This is a genomic window from Psychrobacillus sp. (genome assembly GCF_032154225.1).
Taxonomy (GTDB): Bacteria; Bacillota; Bacilli; order Bacillales_A; family Planococcaceae; genus Psychrobacillus.
In genome coordinates this window covers 641,539-660,877 of the sequence record NZ_JALDYF010000001.1, presented here as the reverse complement: position 1 = coordinate 660,877, position 19,339 = coordinate 641,539, and the positions used below count along the sequence as shown (strand labels likewise).

Genomic DNA, 19,339 nt, shown 5'->3' with positions numbered 1-19,339 from the left:
ATGACAATGAGTTTACCTGTATTACCGACGATAAGTACTTTTTTTATCGTATTAAGCGCTGTATTAGTAGCAATTGGTTGGGTTTTCATAAAGCAAAGAAAAATAGAAGCACATAAGAAAACAATGTTTGCAGCAGCTATATCTGCATTATCATTTTTTATCATTTATGCTTCTCGTACTATATTTATCGGAAACACAGCATTTGGTGGACCAGATGATATTAAAATTTATTACACAGTATTTTTGATTTTCCATATTACTTTAGCAACTACAGGTGCAGTATTTGGGCTAGTAACTTTGTATTTAGGTTATAAAAATAATATAGCTAAGCATCGTAAAATTGGACCTATTACAAGTGTGATTTGGTTTTTCGTTGCAATTACTGGAGTAGCTGTATATTTACTTCTTTATGTATTTTATAAAGGCGGAGAAACAACTTCTGTTATAAAAGCTATAATAGGTGGATAATAAGAAAAAGTACATCAAGTTAATTTGATGTACTTTTTTTTAGAATAGGCAAGTATATAAAAAATGTTCGATGAAGACAGGGTTTACGGTACATATGGAGAGTAAGGAAATATGGGAATGGGTGGAGTGGATTTCGTGACAAGCGGACGCTTTCCGCTCGTCCTGTTTCCGCTGGAGTCGCCGTTTTGCACTAGATCCATCCTGCTTATGGGAGTCTATTCATGTTATTTCTACTTAACTCCTTTCATGTAAGAGGAAGAGAAAAAAGTTCATCAATACTTCAAGCTAGAAATAGACCGACAATTTTCGTATGAAGTAAATTTGTTATCTACTTTTCAACTTTATATAAAAATATAGAAGTGTCTCTTTGTAAAAACCTACAAAGTGCCGCCAAAATTGTATCTTTGGCGGCCTGTAAAGTATATAGAACCGACTTGTTTCTCCAATTACCAAAAGTATTTAAGTACTTGGCACGGAAGTTTCTTGCGAGCGGAAGGCGAACAGTTGCCATACGATGACCGACGAAAAAGCTTGTTGAAAGTGGCACAGCCACTTTCAACAAGCTTTAAAAATTTTATCGTTCATCGTATAGCCCAATGTGAAGCCTGAAGCGAGCTAGAAACTGCATCGCTGTAACGGTTTTATTATATTTTGAAATTCAGTTTGATCATGCCTGATTCTTTCGCTGTGATAAATAAGATAACGATGAGAGGTCCGATTAAAAATCCGAGGATGCCAAATAATTTAGCACCGACAAACATCGCTATAAGTACAGCAAGTGGTGATATTCCCATATGTGATCCCATTAGCTTTGGCTCAATGGTTCTTCTAATAACGAGCAATATAATTCCGAGAATTGCAAGCTTTGTTCCTAGAACAACGTCGCCCGTCAGTAGATGGTAAAGCGACCAAGGTGCGAGTATAATAATTGATCCAAGAATTGGTATAACATCGATTATCCAAATGACGAGAGACATTATTAATGCGTATTTTGGAGTAATTATATATAAACCGATTAAAGCAGCAGCTAAGATGAAGAAGCTTGCTAATATTTGTGCCTTCATAAATCCAATGACGGATTTTTTTATGCCGTTTGACATAAAGCGCACTTTTTCTGCGGTACTGTCAGATAAATAATGAAAAAATTTCATGCGTAAGTTGTCTAAGTCTAACATGAATAAAAACAATGCAATAATAAACACGATGAAGCTAACTAGGAAGCTAGGAATATGTGTGAATAGTGAAGTAATATTAGAATAGCTAATTAAATTAAGCAACGATTCTTGCATGCTTGCTAGCGTAGAATCTATTTTAGTTTGAATCGAAGAAACGACTTCTTTAGGAAGTCCTTCTGTAAATTTAACTAAATTATTTTGAATGTCTATCCAGAAACCGGATATATTATTTAAATAGTGGGGGAAAACTTTCGTTGTGTATATTAACTGATTGAAAAGCTTTGTAATCGCAAAGTATAAAATAACAGAAACAATGATTAGAAAGAATGAAAAATTAGTTATAACTGCAAGCTTTCGTGACCATTTAAACGTCTTTTGTGTCAACTTTACGAGTGGTTCCATAATAATTGCGGTAATTAAAGCAACAATAATTGGCACGGAAACCGGTAAAATGAAAATTGCCATTAATACGAGTAGAAGTAAAAGAATTATGTATTTGATATATTTCTTGTAGAAAGTTTTTATGGCCATTAATAGAGCAACTCCTTTCTAGATCATTTTATTTAGTATAGACAATTTTCTGCTATTTGAACATAAATAAAAAATGTCAGAGAAAAAACTCTGACATTTCCTACGTGAACTTATGCGTGAATTTCAAAAGCTGCTAGATCTGCTTTTAATGCAGATAAAGTTTTTTCACATGATTTTTGTAAGTGAGTCGGGAAAACTTCCCCATCACCATACTCTACACCATGAGGGTAGTAATGTTTACCAACAACTGGTTTTAATAACGTGATGTTTGCATCATGTGCACCTACATCACCGTCTTTTGTAAAACCAAATACTCGAAGGTAGAATATACCTTCTTTTATGTCATACTTTTTGTCATAAGTTACACGTTCATAATCCCATTGGCCAGCGCGGACTAAACCGTGCTTTTTCATAAGATCATCCAATAAATTAAGATCAATGACAGTGTTTTCTATACCTGTGTTTTCGAAATACATTGAATTGTCCTCCTTCACGTTCAATTACCAAAGAATACGTTCCTATTAATATTAATTCAAATTCGAAAATGTTGCAATGGCAACATTGTGTCTTTGTATAGAAGCTTGTTATACTAGGGAAAATGGAGTAAACATTGGGGAGTATAAATAAGATGAAAAATCTGTTGAAAATTTTAGTGATTGTTGCTATCGTACTAGTTGTATTTATCTATTTAGATAATCCAGTTCAAGAAAATGAACTACTGAAAGGCTCTAATAATGCCGGACAAATTATACCAGAAGAAGTGTCGAAAATGGTCGAATCGGATAGTATTTTTACAAGACCAAAGACAGGTAGCTCAACTTTAATTGGGCAACCATCATCTGAAGCGATAGAAATGTTAGGAAAACCTACTAGAATTGAGCCTTCCATGTATGGATATGAATGGTGGGTATATAATTCATCTTTTTCAACGTATCAGCTAGTAGGTGTATCGGAAGGAATTGTGACACAAGTGTTCGCATTTGGAACGGGTACTAATGTAACACCGTATGAAATTGGCCAGTCAATTGAAGATATTTATCGTTTTACAATAATTCAATCTGAAATTACTATCTCCATTGATTCGAATACATATACATTCTCTCTCAATGAAGAAGATATAAATAAACGCATTTTAGTTCAGTTTGAAGATTTATTTGCAATGCTATACATCGATGTGAAAGATAAACAATTAGAAGCTGTTCGTTTTACAGACCCCAAAACACTCTTATTACATAAACCATATGATATTTTTTATAATGGTGCGATGATTGACACTACTACTCCGACTTCATCTTTACAAGTCGCAGTAGATAGAGCCAATGAAAGACAAATAGTTGAAATATCAAATGTGTACCGTTTCAAGCATGGACTCAGTGTTCTAGAGTCCGATTTCGTTATCCAACAAATAGCAAGATCTCATAGTGAGGAAATGGCTAAAAATAATGTTGTCATCAATGATACGTTTGAAGTTACTAAATTTAGTGATAAATTAAACGAGTCTTCCGTTGTTTTTGAGCGTGCTGGTGGAAACACTGCTGCATTTTACTTAGATGCAGGGGAAGCTGTAAATGGTTGGCTAAATTCTAAGAATCACAGGGATACATTATTAGGAAAATGGTATTCACATATAGGTGTTGGAGTATATGGCAATTATTATACGCAAAACTTTATCGAAAGACCTTTTCAGAAAGAGCAAAAAGAGTAATTATTGATAGACGAATGTTCCGTTCGTTTCTTCATATAGCGAGCGAATATGGAGGGGTACTTTGTGAAGGGCAGCAAATTTTGCTGCTCTTTTTTGTATGATTTCAACTGGTTCATTTATTTTTTTCTGTAATTCTTCGTACGATAAAGTCGGAATAAGGTTGACTGATTCCTCTCGGAAAGGATCGGCGGTCATAACTCCTGGTACATTTTTATAAAATTCCACAACCTCTGCTTTTAAATGATGGCCGTATACAACTGCTGTTAAGTCACTTCCACCTCTACCTAAAGTAGTAAATGTGTTTGCTTGGGCTGACAAGCCTTGAAAACCAGGAACGATGATGCACGGATAGTCTTGGAATGCGTTCATGATATTAGTTGTGTCTACATCCAGTATATCTGCATTTCCATATGATTCATTCGTTATAATCCCTGCGTTTTTTCCATATAAAATTGTTGCAGGAATCCCTTCATTTTTTAGCTCTGCACTCAAAATAGAGGCAGAAATTAATTCTCCACATGCAGAAAGTAAATCAGATTCAACGCTTTGGGTAGTATTAGGTATTAGCTCTAGAAGTGTATCTGTTGCATAGTGTTGGCCTTTTCTTCCCATTGCAGAAACGACGACCAGCACTTTTTGCCGATTGCTTATAGTTGCTCTTATTCTAGCGATTACTAATTCTCGATTTTGCTGATTCTGCATGGCGATACCACCATACTTTTGTACAATCATGACGTTATCCACTTTGCTCGTGACATTTCAAACACTCCGTTCATACGATAAAAGGAATTCGTTTTACTGTATGCGGAAGTATGAGAATGGTGTAGGGAGGGATAACTATTTATCCTTTAAAAGAGCTTTTAAAAGGATTGCAGTACAAGGTTGTAGGAAATATCGAACATGTCATTTTAACTAGATGCATTGATCATTCCAAACAAATAAAAGAAGGGGATATTTTTGTTTGCCAAACGAGTAATCGACTTTTTGTAGCGGAGGCAATTCAAAAAGGGGCAATCGCTGTTGTAAGCGAAAAGTTTATTGCTGATTGTTTTATACCTCAAATTATTATTCCGACAGATATGCGCCTTTTCATGAAAAGAATATCTACAAATGTCTATAACAGGTATGGAAGTAATATGAAAGTAGTTGGTGTGACAGGAACGAATGGAAAAACAACGGTGACTTCTTTTATCGCCCAGTTATTGATGCAACAAAACAAATCGGTTTGTATGATTGGCACGCTAGGAGTGTATGTAAACGGGAAGAAGTTAGACTTGTTTTTGCGCAAAAATACGACGCTACCATTTTTCGATTTTATGCAAGTCGTGACGTATTGTGCAGTGCATCAAGTTGAATACATCGTGCTAGAAGCTTCTTCTCAAGGTTTGCTGGAGGAACGACTAGGCAATTATCCAGTAGATGTAGGTGTGTTTTTAAATATAGGAAAAGATCATTTGGAGTTTCATGGTGGGGAAAAGCCTTATAAAAAATCGAAACAGCTGCTAACACGACTTTCCAAAAAACTGATTATTAATCAAGAGGACGAATGGTGTCGAAGTGTAGCGAATGATTCTCCTTTACCTATCATTCGGTTTGGTCAGTGTGAAAGCAATGATATTGTTTACGAAAAGGCCGATTACACGAAAGAGATGATTGCATACAAGTTTTTAGTAAAAGATCGAATATTGCAAGTGGAGATGAATAATAGTGGCTATTATAATGGCATGAATTTAGCGGCAGCAATTGCAACGATGCATGCTTTCAATATTCCGTTAGAAGAAATAAAAGAAGTTAAGTTACCTCAGGGCAGATTAGAAAGAATAAAAAATAATAAAGGAATCAACGTATTAGTCGATTATGCACATACGCCAGATGCGTTAGAAGCTAGTATATCAGCTATTCAATCATATGCTAAAAAGAATGTGTATGTCGTATTTGGCTGCGGTGGAAACCGAGATAAGCAGAAAAGAAGGCAGATGGGGGAAATTGCAACGAAATATGCAACGAAAACAATTGTTACTTCGGATAACCCAAGAAATGAGTCACCAGAAGCGATTATAGAGGACATTGTAAGATATGTGGAACAAAGTAAGGTATTGGTCGAAAAGGACCGTAAACAAGCGATTATATTAGCTTTAAGCATCGCTACAGAGGGAGACATCGTTTTAATAGCAGGAAAGGGGCATGAGCAAGAACAAATTATACATGATCTCGCAGTCCCTTTTTCTGATCAAGAAGTCGTACGCGATTATTTTGAAGCGCTTGGGCTTGGCGGTGTTATAACAAAAAATGAACCAGTTGCATAAGCAATCTTTTTGCCGTCAGGTTGCGTTACTGTACATTCTAAAACGATTGTTTGACGGCCTTTATGTAAATATGTAGCAGTTGCGATTAATGTTTTTTCAGTAGCTGCCTTAACGAAATGAATCGTCATGTTTGTAGTAACCGCACCTTTCCCTTCTGCATGCAAATCTTTATTCACTAAAAAGCCCATTGCGTTGTCTGCAAGTGTTGAAATGACACCACCATGTGGGATATTAAAACTATTGTAAGTTAATGGTGTAATAGGTAATGTAACAATGCATTTATCGTCTTCAAATGATGTGTCCATTTGGAAAGTAGCATTCAAATAAGTTGGGGCATTGTTTTGTTGTTTATTTTGTATTCCTCTTAAAAAATTTGTTAGTAATTGTATTTCTACTTCTGAAGCATTTTCTGTTACTTGATTTATTAATAATTGTAATTCAGACATTTTATTTCTCCTAACTATTATGTTTAGTTTTAAGGTTGAGGCAAATTTGATTAATTTTTTATTCCTTTTCTGTTATGATGAAAAGGATTGGAGGTATGTTACATGATTATGACGAACGAATGGGCCACAATAATGGAACAGTCAGATACACTATGTACAATGGTTCTTTCCTCTGAGCAGTTTGATCAATACGCTGATGCACATCGTGCTGTATATACAAATTCTACTTTAGTACGTGAAATAAATCATTTCACTAGACTAAAAGACCAATACGAAGAGGTACAACGTTTTGGGAAATATCATCCAGATTATTCGACTGTTATGAAAGATATTCGAGTAACAAAACGAAAGCTGGATATGGTAGATGAAATAGCGACGCTGAAAGTTGCTGAAAACGAGTTGCAAGACTTGCTAGATGAAGTCAGTTTGTTGATCGGTAAATCTGTTTCAGAAGGTGTTAAAGTACCTGTAAGTAATCCCTTTTTCTCTTCAGCAAGTTCTTGTGGAAGCGGATGTGGAACAGGTGGATCTTGTTCTTGCTCTGCTTAAACAAAAAATAAAAAGGATGTGTGCAAAAGTCAATGGCTTTTGCACACATCCTTTTTTAGTCGATTTTCAGTGCTTCCATTGCTAAATCAGGTCGGTCGGTAATAATACCTTTTGCACCGTTGCGCAGCAATTTTTCCATTATTTCTGGATCATCAATTGTCCAGTAGTGAACAGGAATATTTAAAGAAGATAAAAACTTTATAAAGCCTGCGCTATCTAATGGAAATACATTCGATTTTACCGGAATTTGAAATACATCTGCTTTTGGATGGTATAAATGTTTAAACTGACTTGTGTACGCAGAATAAGCTTTTAACACTTCTCTTTCACCAGCACCTAAAGCAACGGTGTTTTGTGCATACAAATTAAAACGATCAATTTGTTCATCAAAAAAACTAGTAACGACAACGCGGTCATATGCTTGTTTTTCTTCGATTAATCGCCATAGCTTAGATGGCATCAAGCTACCTTCATATGTTTGTGGAGAGTCTTTAATGTCCATATTAATAAGCATTTGAGGATATAAATCTATTAGTTCCCCCAATGTCATTATTTGTTCACCGCGATCTCTAAAAGAAAATTCTCCATTTAAATTTTGAAAGTGATAGCCTAAATCTGCTTCTTTTAATTCGTTTAATGTAAAATCTGCTACTCTGCCGGAAATATTTGTTACTCTGTCTGTATTTTCATCATGAAAAACGATGATTTCCTCATCTTTTGTTAATCTTAAATCTATTTCGAATCCATGAACTCCAAGTTTCGCAGCATTTTCGAAAGCTGCTGGTGAGCATTCAGGTGCAAGTGCAGAACCACCACGATGCGCTAGAACAATAGGATGTCCGTATTCGAGTGCTTCTTTTGTGGAGCGACTTTGGGGTTTTGAAAGTGCTTTTGTGCTTGCCCAGGCTGCTCCAGCAGCTGCTGCAATAGCAATTGCTACGTTAGTTTTTTTTCCCATTCCTTTTTCTCCCCCTCTAAAACGAAAGATATTTTTTATTATATCGAAATGACACGCAACTGTCAGCTATTGTTGTTGCTATCAAATTCATGCTTATGTTATTCTTGAGATGAGGAAATGAGGGGAAATTGTATGACAGAAAGACAAGGATTAGTTGTCTATGTGCATCATTTAAAACAAGCGAAGTCTTTAAGAAAATACGGACATGTCCATTTTATTTCGAAAAGACTTAAATATGTTGTCTTATATTGTGATCAAGATCAAATAGAAACTGCTAAACAAAAGATGAATAAACTTCCTTTTGTGAAAGAAATTTTAGAATCATATCGACCATTTTTAAATACTGAATTTGAAAACAGTAAACCAGATAAAGCGAAAGAGTACGACTATAAAATTGGTTTGTAAATTAATTTTGTAGCGGTGGAATTAAATGATTTAAACGTAAAATGCCAATTAAGTACTGATAAAACAGAGTTGTGTCCTCAAAGGATATAGAATTTCTTATATCCATTTGAACCGGTTTGATTTCTAGCTCGTCTAACGTTTCTTGGAAAGCAGCAAGTCTTTTGGAAACAGGGCTTATACTTGGTATTCCTTCTCTACATATGTAGATTGGGAAGAAGTTGGCTGTATTAGTTGGTTTTAGGGCAACTGCGATAGAATAATATTGTTTATCATCTTTTTTTGATGAGAAGATAAATGCATGGTGTATTCGATCTTTGTTTACTCGTGCGAGTTCGCAAAGTTCGTATATATCTCCGTAGCCCTCACCAAGTTCTATAAAACGTTGAATCAATGAAATACACTTCCTTTCGAACTTATCTTACCACTTTGTTGGAGGACAATTCTATGAAAATTGTTATAACCTTTATATCTGTATTGCTCATTGTAGTAAATAGCGTGTTGCTATTATTTCAATATAATGTTTACTCTTCTAGTTTAGCTGATAGTGAACAATCTTTTTTTTATGAGCAAGAGATTGAATTGAAATTTAAAACAGACAAAATGGTGGTCAAACAGCATTTTAGTAATTTACCAAAAGATGAGACGACTATTTCATGGCCAATTTTAAGTGAAAATAGAAGCTGTAATGTAAGTAAAAATAATAGTTGTGATCGACTATCAGAGGATTTAACTACTTTCCTTGAAGGGGAAACATCGAAGCAAAGTATTTCTTATGAAATCCCTTTAGCAAATGGGTTAGAGGATGGGAAAACGTTAACAGAGTTTATGGCGAAACTCGATGATGGAGGAGTTTCTTACACGACGCTTCATATTACAGATGAGTTAAAAAGAGGTGGGATGTGGGTTAGTGGCCTTCCAATAATAGGGGAAACTTCTTTAGATTTAATCGATTATACACTTGCGTTTGGAGCTGGAAAAGTTACAGATTTATATTGGCAAAAAGAAGTACTTCCAGTTATATACGAAGATAATTATTTTACGTTTTATTCTAAAAAAGTACTTCCAGAAGAACTTTTAACACAATTAGCTGATTTACATTTGCCAGGCAGTGAACATATGTCGGTTCTATTAACGGAAAATAAACATGGCATTAATCCATATCGTATTATAGTAACTGGCGATGATCCGAACTCAATCGAGTATGAGTTAGTAGTCAAAACTATTTTAACGCAGTATGGGTTAGAGGATAACTTATTGTTAGCGGAAGTTGTTGGTAGCTATTTAGTAAATCGACCAATTGGTTCAGAAAAGGCCGTTTGGGTGTATGAAACATTGAATAATTATTTTACGGAGGATCAATTAAGCACTTGGAAATCTTCTCTCACAGAGAATGAGAAACGAACAGGACAAGATTTAGATGCCCTTTTATCTGAAATTATTGGTTTAAAAACATCTTTCTTTGCATTTAACTTAGAATCCGGTAAAGAGCACTTCCCATTACTTTTTGAGGACTCTAGAACTGTTTATATTAATGAGTTGCAGAAGGAAAATATGAAGGTTTTATTTAAAGATGGACGAGTATTGTATGCTGCTGAGCCGCTATTAACGGACCTAGGGTATTCTTTTACTGAAACAAATAAAGGTTTATATATACAAAATGCTTCAAGAAGTTTCCGTTTTCCAGTTCAAGAGCCTTTTTATGTATTGAATGAAAAGAGATACGAGGCAATGTCAGATCCGTTTGAGAAAATTGGATCAGATTATTACGTAGAAGAAGCGTGGTTAATTCGATTGTTTTTACTTGAAATTGAAAAACAAGAGAAGCGAATTAATATAACACAATCTGCATTATTTTAATTGGATGCGAATTTGATAGCTAGGAGAAAATAGCATGAGAGTTATTTCAGGGACTAATAAAGGAATACCATTAAAAGCAGTTCCAGGCACGAATACAAGACCTACAACTGATAAGGTAAAGGAATCTATTTTTAATATGATTGGTCCTTATTTTGATGGCGGTATCGCGGTGGATTTATTTGCAGGTAGTGGGAATTTAGGCATTGAAGCGTTAAGTCGTGGTATAGATAGTTGTATTTTTATCGAAAAAGATCAAAAAGCTGTGCAAACAATTGGAGAGAACTTAAAAAAGTGTCGTCTAGAGCAATCCAGTGAGATATTTAGAATTGATGCTTCTCGTGCAGTAAAAGCGTTTCAGAAAAGGGAGCTTCAAATCGATTTATTATTTGTTGATCCTCCGTACGATAAAGTCGTTTTTTATGATTTTGCAAAGAAAATTGTTGAAAATGGTTGTATGACGGATTCTGCTATTATTGTGTGTGAACACGAAAAAACTGTGAAGCTGGATGATGATTTAGGAGATTTTTCACTTACTAGACGGGAAACATACGGTAGTACGGTTATTTCTATTTATCGTAAACGTACAGAAGAGGAGAATTCAGTTGAGTAAAATTGCAGTAGTACCAGGGACTTTTGATCCTATTACAAATGGACATTTAGATATTATTAATCGTGGATCAGCAATTTTCGGTAAAGTATATGTTGTTGTATTAAATAACTCTTCGAAGCATCCTCTTTTTTCTGTAGAGGAAAGGATTCAGTTGATTAAAGAAGCGACGGCACATCTTCCGAATGTAACGGTAGAAACTTCTCAAGGACTGTTAATCGATTACGCGGAGAGTGTAAATGCGAGTGTTATTATTCGTGGATTGCGTGCAGTATCTGATTTCGAGTATGAGATGCAGATTACTTCGATGAATCGAGTGTTGAATGATGAGATTGAAACGTTTTTTATTATGACGAAAAATCAATATTCGTTTTTGAGTTCTAGTATTGTGAAAGAAGTAGCAAAATATGGCGGATATATTGGTGAACTTGTTCCGAAGCATGTGGAATCTGCGTTAAAGTTAAAGTATAATACAAAATAATTTTCTAAATCCCTGTGAATTTTCACAGGGATTTTTTTTAGAATAAGAAAGCTATAGGAGTGGATTTCATTACAAGCAGACGCGTACTAAGGGCGTTGGCTCAGTCTCTTCGGTCGCTAAAGCTCCACTATGGGGTCTTCGACTAACGCTTATCCCGTTTCGCTGCTTTTCACTACATCCATTCTGTTTATGGGAGTGTATTCATGTTATTTCTACCTAGGCCATTTCATGTAAGAATAAGAGGAAATAGTTCATCGACACTTCTAGTTAGAAATAGATCTACAATTTTCGTACAAAGTAAGTTTGTCATCTACTTCTCCACTTTATATTCAAATGTAGAAGCGTCTCTTTCTAAAAACCTACAAAAAGCTGCCAAAATTGCATCTTTGGCAGCCTGTGTAATAGAAAGAATGGTAACTTGCTTCTCCCATTGCCAAAAGTATTTAACAACTTGGCACGGAAGTTTCCAGAGATCGAAAGGCGAACATTTGCCATACGATGACCGACTAAAAAACTTATTGTAAGTGGCGTAGCCACCTACAATAAGTTAAACTTTTCCGTTCATCGTATAGCTCAATGTGAAGCCTGGAGCGAGCCAAAAACTGCACAACTAAGTATATTAAAATAAAAAAAACAGGGGAATAAGTAGCATATGAAGTGCTCGTAAAAGTATATATCGTTTAATGGATATTCCAGCCTTTTGAGCTAAAACAATTACTTGCATATGTATACTCAATCCACTAAACGCAACAATAAACGCAACAATCATTGGCAACATATCATTTCCAGATAATATATTTCCAGCCAAGCTAATTCCTCCGGTCATTTCAAAAAAAGAAGCGATAAATACTAGCAATAAAGGAGAAATAGAAGGAAAAATTTCCTTGAATGATTCAAATACAATAATACTAACAGTAGTAAAAAAGATGACGGTAGTACCGATTAGTAATAATATTTGAGATGTTTCTTTCACACTTTCTTGAAATGGAGAAGTAGATAGCTTAGTTTGCTCATGGGTTAATTGAATTGAATCGGAAAAGAAGATAAATACGAATAAAAAAATAATATTAATGACATGAATCACAATCAATAATTTCAAACCAGCAACTTCCGCATGGAAAATATCTATGCCAACAAATCCAATAACAAACATAGGGCTAGGTGCATGACAAATAGCAAGAAGCCAGCTAGCGTTTCGATTATTTAAAGTGCCGATCTCTTTTAAAGATGAAATAATAGCAGCACCACTTGGGAAACCGCCAATTGTACTGAGCAAATAAACATTCATATATAGTTTAAATTTGTTAGTACTTTGCAAAAAAGTTTTTTGAGTACGGATAAACATTTGGGTAATAACTAAATAAGGGAGTAAATAAGGGAGAAGTGCGGTTGTGAAGATACGCATACCTTCCATAGCCCCTTTATGAGCTATGCCAGGCTGCAAAAAAAGCAGTATAATGAGAGCCCAACTAGCAATTGTAATTATTTTATGCATATTATTTCATCCTTTATCTATCATTTGTTTTGTCAGGAAAAAATGGAAGTGCTAAACTTATAAAAGTGAATATAGAAAAGAAAGAGAGGGATAGCTTATGAAGAAGATGAAACCGATAATCCTTCTTTTAGTCTTAGCACTCGTATCAACATTAGCGTTTTATCCGATGGAATCGTATATTTCAAAACCTGGAGGAGCTTATGAGTTATCTCCACTTGTAGAAGTAGAGGATGGCGATAAAGACGATGTTGGAACGTTGAGCCTTCTAACGATTGCCTTAGCGAAAGCAACACCACTTACATACATATACGCCAAAATGGTCGACAATCAAAAAATTTACAAAGTAGATCAAATAAGAAATAAAGACGAGGATGACAAAGAATATAATGTTCGTCAATTAAAGCTTATGTCTGATTCTCAATTTAATGCTATTACCGTAGCTTATGATCGCGCCAATAAGCCATATGAAGTAACAAACCGTGGCATATTTATTTTTAATGTAGTAAAGGATAGTGCAGCAGACGGTGTTTTAGAACCAGGTGATAAAATACTTGGAATGGATAATTTAGTGGATTTAACGGAAGAAAAGATCAAAACCTATTTAAGCGATAAACAAGCAGGTGATGTCGTTCAATTAACTGTAGAAAGAAAAGAGAAGGAAGTAAAAAAAGAAGTTACGCTTAAAACAGTTCCAGGTGTTTTAGAAAAACCGGGTATTGGTATTTCTTATACGGAAGATAAAATAGTGACAACAACGCCAATTGTCCATATAAATTCAGATGAAATTGGCGGCCCATCCGCAGGTCTTATGTTTACGCTAGAAATTTTAAATCAATTGCTACCAGAGGATATTTCGAAAGGGCATAATATTGCTGGAACTGGTGAAATGAGAATGGATGGGACTGTTGGAAGAATCGGCGGAATCGATTTAAAAGTTGTAGCAGCCGAACGAAAAGGAATCGATATTCTTTTTGCTCCCGATGACGAAATTGATCCAGTTATACTTGCTAATAACCCTAATTTAATATCAAATTATGAAGAAGCACTTAAAATGGCAAAAAAAATAGGTACAAAAATGAAAATTGTACCTGTGAAAACGATTGATGACGCACTTGCTTATTTAGAGGAATTAGAACCAAAATAAGTAGCTAACGAATAATGGGAATCGTACGATAATCGTTTCCAATTAGTTTTTGGCTAGTTGTCGTTTGTAACCCTAAATAATATAAATTTGTGACTTTTATATCTAACTCTAGCATGTCATTTCCTTTACTTGCAGCTACCCTACTAATAAGTGGGAGTTGCAAGTCTTTTTTGATTGATTGCAAATAAGCTTGACCGTTTTTACTCATACCTAAAGGACGGATATAAGTTGGTAAGTTGAATTGTTTTAATTGCTCCCGTGTAAATCCTGTGTATATATGCGTTAACATCCGTTGAATTCTTGTCCAAGTAAATCGTTTCGATTTTATCGAATGCATGAACTCCACAAAAGTTTCACATTTATGTGCGGCATTCCAAATGGCATTTTCCATGCCTTCCGTTACTTCAGAAAATGTAGCTAGCTGAGCTTTAGAATGTCTTAATATAGTAAAGCGAAGAAGAGGCCAAAATTGCTCCCAGCTGCCAAAAGCTTGCTGATGTTCTTTCCACGTAACTAATTCGTTATAGCTTGTATTCGGTAAAAAGTGTTGAACGGGAGCAAGTGCCTGTTCTTCAAATAGCGCTTTTCGAATGCCTGTCGCACTTGCAATCGTTTCGTTTGTTTTTACATCATCATGATAATTAGAAACTACTCGTTGAATTGTTTCGGGCTTAATGGCCGCCTGTAAATTATGCGCTGCTTCTATATAGTGATATCCTAAAATATTATTTGGCTTCGATAAATCAACTAAAGGTATCGTAGAATGTGCTGAAATTAGTTTATACGCTTCGTTCAATGCTTTTGGATAGCTGATACCTTGTTTGATTAAATTTGAAATGGCTGCATTATAATCAGCCTTTTTGGTAGATAATAAATCATACGTGTGATGAAACGCATTTAGAGAGCCTTCTTCGCTACCAAAACAAAAAGAGGTACATTTTAATGCATCTAACAAATAGATAGCTCCTTTAGCAAAATCGCTAGCTTGAGCGGTCGCAAAAACGTAAGGGAGTTCAATTACTATGTCAACGCCTGCTGCAAGAGCCATTTTAGTCCTTGTCCATTTATCCACTAAAGCAGGTTCTCCGCGTTGTAGAAAGTTTCCAGACATAACAGCGATTACGATATCACTTTTCGTTTTAAGGCGTGATTGCTGAAAATGATATAAATGGCCGTTATGAAATGGATTGTATTCAACTACAATTCCTGTTGCTCTCATTTTGAAATCAAATCCTTTCTCTATTGAGAGTATAATGTTAAAATAATGGAGTGACAAGAAATTATCTTGACATCTAATTTCAGTCATTATATAATCAACTTTGTTGTCTTGAGGTGATAATCGTATGAAATGGGCAATTCATCAGCTATCTAAATATCGTGAGAACGGACTAACTTTAGATGAATTCGTGGAACTCGAAAACGTGAAGAAGCGGAACCAGGACGTTCGAAGGATTTCACCCGTTCACGTAAAAGGGCACTGTACATTTGGTGCAGCGCAAATGACTTGTCACTTTCAGCTTTCAGGGACTCTTATTTTACCATGTGCACGCACTTGGGAAGATGTAGAATATCCATTTGAGATTGAATCTGATGAAATCTTCAACTGGTCTGAGACAGCACTCGCTTCTGCAAGAGCATATGATAACTTTCATGTTGTAGAAGGCGATGTTATTGATGTAGATCCAGTTCTAGAAGAATTAATTCTTTTAGAAATTCCAATGCAAGTGTATAAAGAAGGTGCAGACCAATTTAGACATGAGGGTGGAAATGGTTGGAGTTATGCAACAGACGAAGAACTCAAAGAAGTGCAGGAAGATGAACAACCAAAAGTAGATCCAAGACTTGCTGATTTAGCTAAGTATTTTGATCAAACAGACGAATAATAGATCTGTAAGGAGGTGCCACCTATGGCAGTACCAGCTAGAAGAACTTCTAAAACTGTAAAAAGAAAGCGTCGTACACATTTTAAATTATCCGTACCTGGTATGGTTGCTTGTTCAAATTGTGGTGAAATGAAATTGGCTCACCGTATTTGTAAATCTTGCGGTCAATACAAAGGGAAAGAAGTATTGAGCAAATAATTCAGTATTTGTTCCTTAAAAGACTACCAAAGAGACCATGGCTCTTCGGTAGTCTTTTTGTTATATAAAAAAGGGGTGTATATAAAAATGGCTTACACAATCGATGCAACAGAAGAAATAATTATTTTTGAAATAAATAGACCTTCTATTCACAACGCCATCAATGGAGAAGTAATGGAAGGATTAAAACAATTCATACATAGAGTAAAAACAAGTGAGTCGATAAAAGTAGCGGTAATTACAGGAGCAGGGGAGAAATCCTTTTGTTCAGGAGGAGATTTATCGGTTTTTCATAAATTGAAAACAGCAAAAGAATCGTATGCAATGCTAAGTGAAATGGCTGCTATTTTATATGAATTATCTACGTTGCCAGTTCCGGTTATCGCATTAGTAAATGGAACAGCAGTCGGTGGGGGCTGTGAAATTGCGACAGCTTGTGACTATCGATTGATCAAAAAAGAAGCAAAATGTGGATTCATCCAAGGGCAATTAGCGATTACTTCCGGCTGGGGTGGAGGAACCTTACTATTGGAAAAGGGTATGCGTCATGATTTTGCATTACAAATGTTAACGGAATCGGTACCTTACACTACGGAACAGCTGCGATCTATTGGTTGGGCAACGGAAATTTATACAGGTGATAAAATGGATGCTTTGAATGTGTTTGTCGAAAAAATGATTATTCCGCATGCAACTGTTTTAAAAGCATATAAACAGCAAGCAATCAGAAAGTGGCAGCAAACAAAATTGTATGATCGCATTATGGAAGAAGTCACAACTTGCTCTATTCTTTGGGAGCAGGATATTCATCACGAAGTAGTAGACGCTTTTTTATCAAAAAAGAAGTAGTATTTAGAGTCTATTTATATTCTCTTTGCATATATTAGTAAAAAATGCAAAGGGTGATATACATGCATGTTAAAATTAGGAAAGATAGTTGGACTACGGAAGAAGACAATCTTCTAAAAGAGTTAGTATTAAAGAAAATGGAAGAGGGTCATACGCAATTATCTGGATTTCATGAAGCGAGTATATTATTAGGGAGATCCAAGCAAGCATGTGCTTTTAGGTGGAATAAAAACTTAAGACCTGCAGTTAGACAAAAAGAAGTTCCGAAAAAGGAAGTAACGGATTCTTCTTCTCTACAAAATCATTTGCAGTTAGCGATGGCAACTTTTGATGAGATGAAACAATCATATGATGAAATTTCGAATGCGTATAACTTATTAAAGACAGATTACGAGCAGTTAATAAATTGGGTAAAGCAAGGAATTACTCATGTAGAGAAAAAATAAATGGAAGTCTCTAAACATAGAGGCTTCTTTTTTTCGATAATATAAAAATGGCTAAGAACTCTACTTTTTACTTCCTCTCTTGAAATAATTCCGTAGAATAGTTGAAATCGCTTTCATTTTTCGTATAGACTAGTAAAGATGGGGTTCACATTTTACATAGTATTAGCTGAATGCTTATTATTTTGGGGGAGATATAAGCGACGATGCTTTTCCTATGAAGGGGGAAAGAAGATATGCAGAAAATATTAATTGCAAACCGGGGAGAAATTGCAAGACGTATTATTAAAACCAGCAAAGCATTAAATATTGAAACGGTAGCTATTTATTCGGAGGCGGATCAAGATTTACCGTATGTACAAGAAGCGGACTATGCTTTTTTAATCGGTCCTAGCCAAGTACAGCAATCGTATTTAAAAGCAGATGAAATTATTGCGCTAGCGATAAAAGAAAACGTAGATGCTATTCATCCGGGATACGGATTTTTATCGGAAAATGCCGATTTTGCTCGAAAAGCACAAGCGGCAGGAATAACATTTATCGGACCTAAGCCAGAAACGATCGAAAAAATGGGCGATAAAATTGCTTCTAGGTTGACGATGATTGCAGCGGATGTTCCTGTTGTACCTGGTACGGAGGAAGGCTTAACATCAGTAGATGCCGCAAAAGAAGCCGCAGTAGCAATCGGCTATCCGGTAATGCTTAAAGCAAGCGCTGGTGGAGGCGGAATCGGAATGATTCGATGTGACGACGAAAGCATGCTAGAGCAGCATTTTGACTCGATCAAAACACGTGCAAAATCCTATTTCGGTAACGATGTTGTTTTTTTAGAAAAATTTATAGATGAATCACGACATATAGAAGTACAAATTTTTGGAGATACACACGGCAATGTCGTGCATTTATTTGAACGGAATTGTTCCGTACAACGGAGAAATCAAAAAGTAGTAGAAGAATCACCATCACCTAATTTTCCGCAAGAAGCGCGCGAAAAGTTATTACAAGCTGCAGTAAAGGCGGCGAAGGCAGTAAATTACGTAAATGCGGGAACTGTGGAATTTATCGTAGATCAAAACCACCAGTTTTATTTCTTAGAAATGAACACGAGGTTGCAAGTAGAGCATCCAATTACAGAAGCCGTAACTGGCTTTGATCTTGTCGAATGGCAATTAAAAATAGCAGCAGGCGAAGAATTGCCTGTGAAAGATCAGCAGTTAATTACAACAACTGGACATGCAATCGAATTTAGAATATACGCAGAAGATCCAAAAACATTTTTCCCATCACCTGGCACAATCACTCACCAGTCGTGGGGAGATGTTGCGGACATTAGAGTCGATGCGGGTTACGAGGAAGGAAATAAAGTTACTCCTTTTTATGATCCGATGATATCGAAAGTAATTGTTCATGCGGAAAATCGAGAACTGACGATAGAGCAAGCGCAAAAAGTATTTTCTTCTGCTAAAATAGAAGGTGTGAAAACAAATATTGAGTTGTTTCACCAATTTTTACAAGCGAAAAGCTTTACGAGTGGAGTTTATTCAACATCCGTTTTAGGGGAATGGATGCAACAACAAAGGGAGGAAATATCAAAATGAAAAACTTAGAATCAACTATGGCAGGTACAGTATTTACAGTAAACGTAGCAGTAGGAGAGGAAGTTTCTGCTGGACAAGTCGTTTTAGTATTAGAGTCTATGAAGATGGAAATTCCGATTGAAGCAGAAGTAGTGGGGAAAGTAGCTACAATCAATGCACAAGTTGGGGATTTCGTAAATGAAGGCGACGTTTTAGTTACATTCGAATAAACGAAAAAATAGTACTTTTTTGTAAAGGGGAT

Annotated in this window: 23 protein-coding genes; 15 read left to right on the top strand and 8 right to left on the bottom strand. The window is 35.6% G+C overall.

Translation table 11 applies throughout. The features are described from left to right. Positions 1-6 precede the first annotated feature (6 nt). Positions 7-468, top strand: coding sequence for a DUF420 domain-containing protein (locus RUH95_RS03385; RefSeq protein WP_313891404.1), 462 nt, complete (start codon positions 7-9; stop codon positions 466-468). A 644-nt stretch (positions 469-1,112) separates the two neighbouring features. On the opposite strand, the gene ytvI is transcribed toward RUH95_RS03385, so the two are convergent. Next, complete coding sequence (ytvI, locus tag RUH95_RS03380) at positions 1,113-2,174, bottom strand: sporulation integral membrane protein YtvI (protein ID WP_313891403.1); 1,062 nt, start codon at positions 2,172-2,174, stop codon at positions 1,113-1,115. Between the two features lie 110 nt (positions 2,175-2,284). Further along, entirely contained in the window at positions 2,285-2,650 is a 366-nt protein-coding gene (locus tag RUH95_RS03375) for a YugN family protein (RefSeq protein WP_313891402.1), read from the bottom strand. Between the two features lie 152 nt (positions 2,651-2,802). Here RUH95_RS03375 and RUH95_RS03370 point away from each other — a divergent pair, with 152 nt between their 5' ends. After that, on the top strand, positions 2,803-3,879 hold the full coding sequence (locus tag RUH95_RS03370) for a CAP domain-containing protein (protein WP_313891401.1): 1,077 nt from the start codon (positions 2,803-2,805) through the stop codon (positions 3,877-3,879). Here RUH95_RS03370 and RUH95_RS03365 read toward each other — a convergent pair whose 3' ends face one another. Continuing rightward, positions 3,880-4,611: an amino acid kinase family protein gene (locus RUH95_RS03365; RefSeq protein WP_313891400.1), complete on the bottom strand. Its 732-nt coding sequence runs from the start codon at positions 4,609-4,611 to the stop codon at positions 3,880-3,882. Between the two features lie 137 nt (positions 4,612-4,748). On the opposite strand from RUH95_RS03365, the gene RUH95_RS03360 reads away from it, so the two are divergent. Beyond that, positions 4,749-6,185, top strand: a complete 1,437-nt coding sequence (locus RUH95_RS03360; protein ID WP_313891399.1) for a UDP-N-acetylmuramoyl-L-alanyl-D-glutamate--2,6-diaminopimelate ligase — start codon at positions 4,749-4,751, stop codon at positions 6,183-6,185. Here the strand turns inward: RUH95_RS03360 and RUH95_RS03355 are convergent. Continuing rightward, complete coding sequence (locus RUH95_RS03355) at positions 6,128-6,631, bottom strand: PaaI family thioesterase (RefSeq protein WP_313891398.1); 504 nt, start codon at positions 6,629-6,631, stop codon at positions 6,128-6,130. The genes RUH95_RS03360 and RUH95_RS03355 overlap by 58 nt on opposite strands. A gap of 102 nt (positions 6,632-6,733) precedes the next feature. Between RUH95_RS03355 and RUH95_RS03350 the strand changes: the two genes are divergently transcribed. Next, positions 6,734-7,180 carry a YlbF/YmcA family competence regulator gene (locus RUH95_RS03350; RefSeq protein ID WP_313891397.1) on the top strand — a complete coding sequence of 149 codons (447 nt, stop codon included), beginning with the start codon at positions 6,734-6,736 and terminating at the stop codon, positions 7,178-7,180. Between the two features lie 55 nt (positions 7,181-7,235). On the opposite strand, the gene RUH95_RS03345 is transcribed toward RUH95_RS03350, so the two are convergent. Continuing rightward, complete coding sequence (locus RUH95_RS03345) at positions 7,236-8,138, bottom strand: glycerophosphodiester phosphodiesterase family protein (protein WP_313891396.1); 903 nt, start codon at positions 8,136-8,138, stop codon at positions 7,236-7,238. A gap of 132 nt (positions 8,139-8,270) precedes the next feature. Between RUH95_RS03345 and RUH95_RS03340 the strand changes: the two genes are divergently transcribed. Beyond that, positions 8,271-8,543, top strand: a complete 273-nt coding sequence (locus RUH95_RS03340) for a YlbG family protein (protein ID WP_313891395.1) — start codon at positions 8,271-8,273, stop codon at positions 8,541-8,543. Between the two features lies 1 nt (position 8,544). On the opposite strand, the gene RUH95_RS03335 is transcribed toward RUH95_RS03340, so the two are convergent. Then, the gene (locus RUH95_RS03335; protein WP_313891394.1) at positions 8,545-8,934 is read right to left on the bottom strand and encodes a DUF7147 family protein; all 390 of its coding nucleotides are present in this window, start codon (positions 8,932-8,934) and stop codon (positions 8,545-8,547) included. Between the two features lie 53 nt (positions 8,935-8,987). Here RUH95_RS03335 and RUH95_RS03330 point away from each other — a divergent pair, with 53 nt between their 5' ends. Genes RUH95_RS03330 through coaD form a run of 3 tightly spaced genes read left to right on the top strand, consistent with a single transcriptional unit; the run spans position 8,988 to position 11,488 of the window. Continuing rightward, positions 8,988-10,400: a hypothetical protein gene (locus RUH95_RS03330; protein ID WP_313891393.1), complete on the top strand. Its 1,413-nt coding sequence runs from the start codon at positions 8,988-8,990 to the stop codon at positions 10,398-10,400. Positions 10,401-10,434: 34 nt separating this feature from the next. Continuing rightward, positions 10,435-11,010, top strand: a complete 576-nt coding sequence (rsmD, locus tag RUH95_RS03325; protein ID WP_313891392.1) for a 16S rRNA (guanine(966)-N(2))-methyltransferase RsmD — start codon at positions 10,435-10,437, stop codon at positions 11,008-11,010. After that, a complete protein-coding gene (gene coaD / locus RUH95_RS03320; RefSeq protein WP_313891391.1) occupies positions 11,003-11,488 on the top strand; it encodes a pantetheine-phosphate adenylyltransferase in 486 nt (161 codons plus the stop codon). The genes rsmD and coaD overlap by 8 nt, the downstream gene beginning before the upstream one ends. A 619-nt stretch (positions 11,489-12,107) precedes the next feature. Here the strand turns inward: coaD and RUH95_RS03315 are convergent. Next, positions 12,108-12,983: a hypothetical protein gene (locus RUH95_RS03315; RefSeq protein WP_313891390.1), complete on the bottom strand. Its 876-nt coding sequence runs from the start codon at positions 12,981-12,983 to the stop codon at positions 12,108-12,110. Between the two features lie 97 nt (positions 12,984-13,080). On the opposite strand from RUH95_RS03315, the gene RUH95_RS03310 reads away from it, so the two are divergent. Beyond that, a complete protein-coding gene (locus RUH95_RS03310) occupies positions 13,081-14,127 on the top strand; it encodes a SepM family pheromone-processing serine protease (protein WP_313891389.1) in 1,047 nt (348 codons plus the stop codon). 4 nt (positions 14,128-14,131) lie between these two features. Here the strand turns inward: RUH95_RS03310 and RUH95_RS03305 are convergent, their stop codons facing one another. Beyond that, positions 14,132-15,346, bottom strand: coding sequence for a nucleotidyltransferase (locus RUH95_RS03305; protein ID WP_313891388.1), 1,215 nt, complete (start codon positions 15,344-15,346; stop codon positions 14,132-14,134). A 124-nt stretch (positions 15,347-15,470) separates the two neighbouring features. Here RUH95_RS03305 and RUH95_RS03300 point away from each other — a divergent pair, with 124 nt between their 5' ends. From RUH95_RS03300 to RUH95_RS03275, 6 genes are all read left to right on the top strand, one after another. After that, positions 15,471-16,010: a YceD family protein gene (locus tag RUH95_RS03300; protein ID WP_090562880.1), complete on the top strand. Its 540-nt coding sequence runs from the start codon at positions 15,471-15,473 to the stop codon at positions 16,008-16,010. 24 nt (positions 16,011-16,034) lie between these two features. Then, complete coding sequence (gene rpmF / locus RUH95_RS03295; RefSeq protein WP_090562877.1) at positions 16,035-16,208, top strand: 50S ribosomal protein L32; 174 nt, start codon at positions 16,035-16,037, stop codon at positions 16,206-16,208. 87 nt (positions 16,209-16,295) lie between these two features. After that, complete coding sequence (locus RUH95_RS03290; protein WP_313891387.1) at positions 16,296-17,057, top strand: enoyl-CoA hydratase/isomerase family protein; 762 nt, start codon at positions 16,296-16,298, stop codon at positions 17,055-17,057. Positions 17,058-17,119: 62 nt separating this feature from the next. Continuing rightward, positions 17,120-17,503: a transcriptional regulator gene (locus tag RUH95_RS03285; protein WP_313891386.1), complete on the top strand. Its 384-nt coding sequence runs from the start codon at positions 17,120-17,122 to the stop codon at positions 17,501-17,503. A gap of 233 nt (positions 17,504-17,736) precedes the next feature. Continuing rightward, positions 17,737-19,098 carry an acetyl-CoA carboxylase biotin carboxylase subunit gene (locus RUH95_RS03280; protein ID WP_313891385.1) on the top strand — a complete coding sequence of 454 codons (1,362 nt, stop codon included), beginning with the start codon at positions 17,737-17,739 and terminating at the stop codon, positions 19,096-19,098. Next, on the top strand, positions 19,095-19,307 hold the full coding sequence (locus tag RUH95_RS03275) for an acyl-CoA carboxylase biotin carboxyl carrier protein subunit (protein WP_313891384.1): 213 nt from the start codon (positions 19,095-19,097) through the stop codon (positions 19,305-19,307). Before RUH95_RS03280 ends, RUH95_RS03275 begins: the two co-directional genes overlap by 4 nt. The last annotated feature ends 32 nt before the right edge of the window (positions 19,308-19,339 follow it).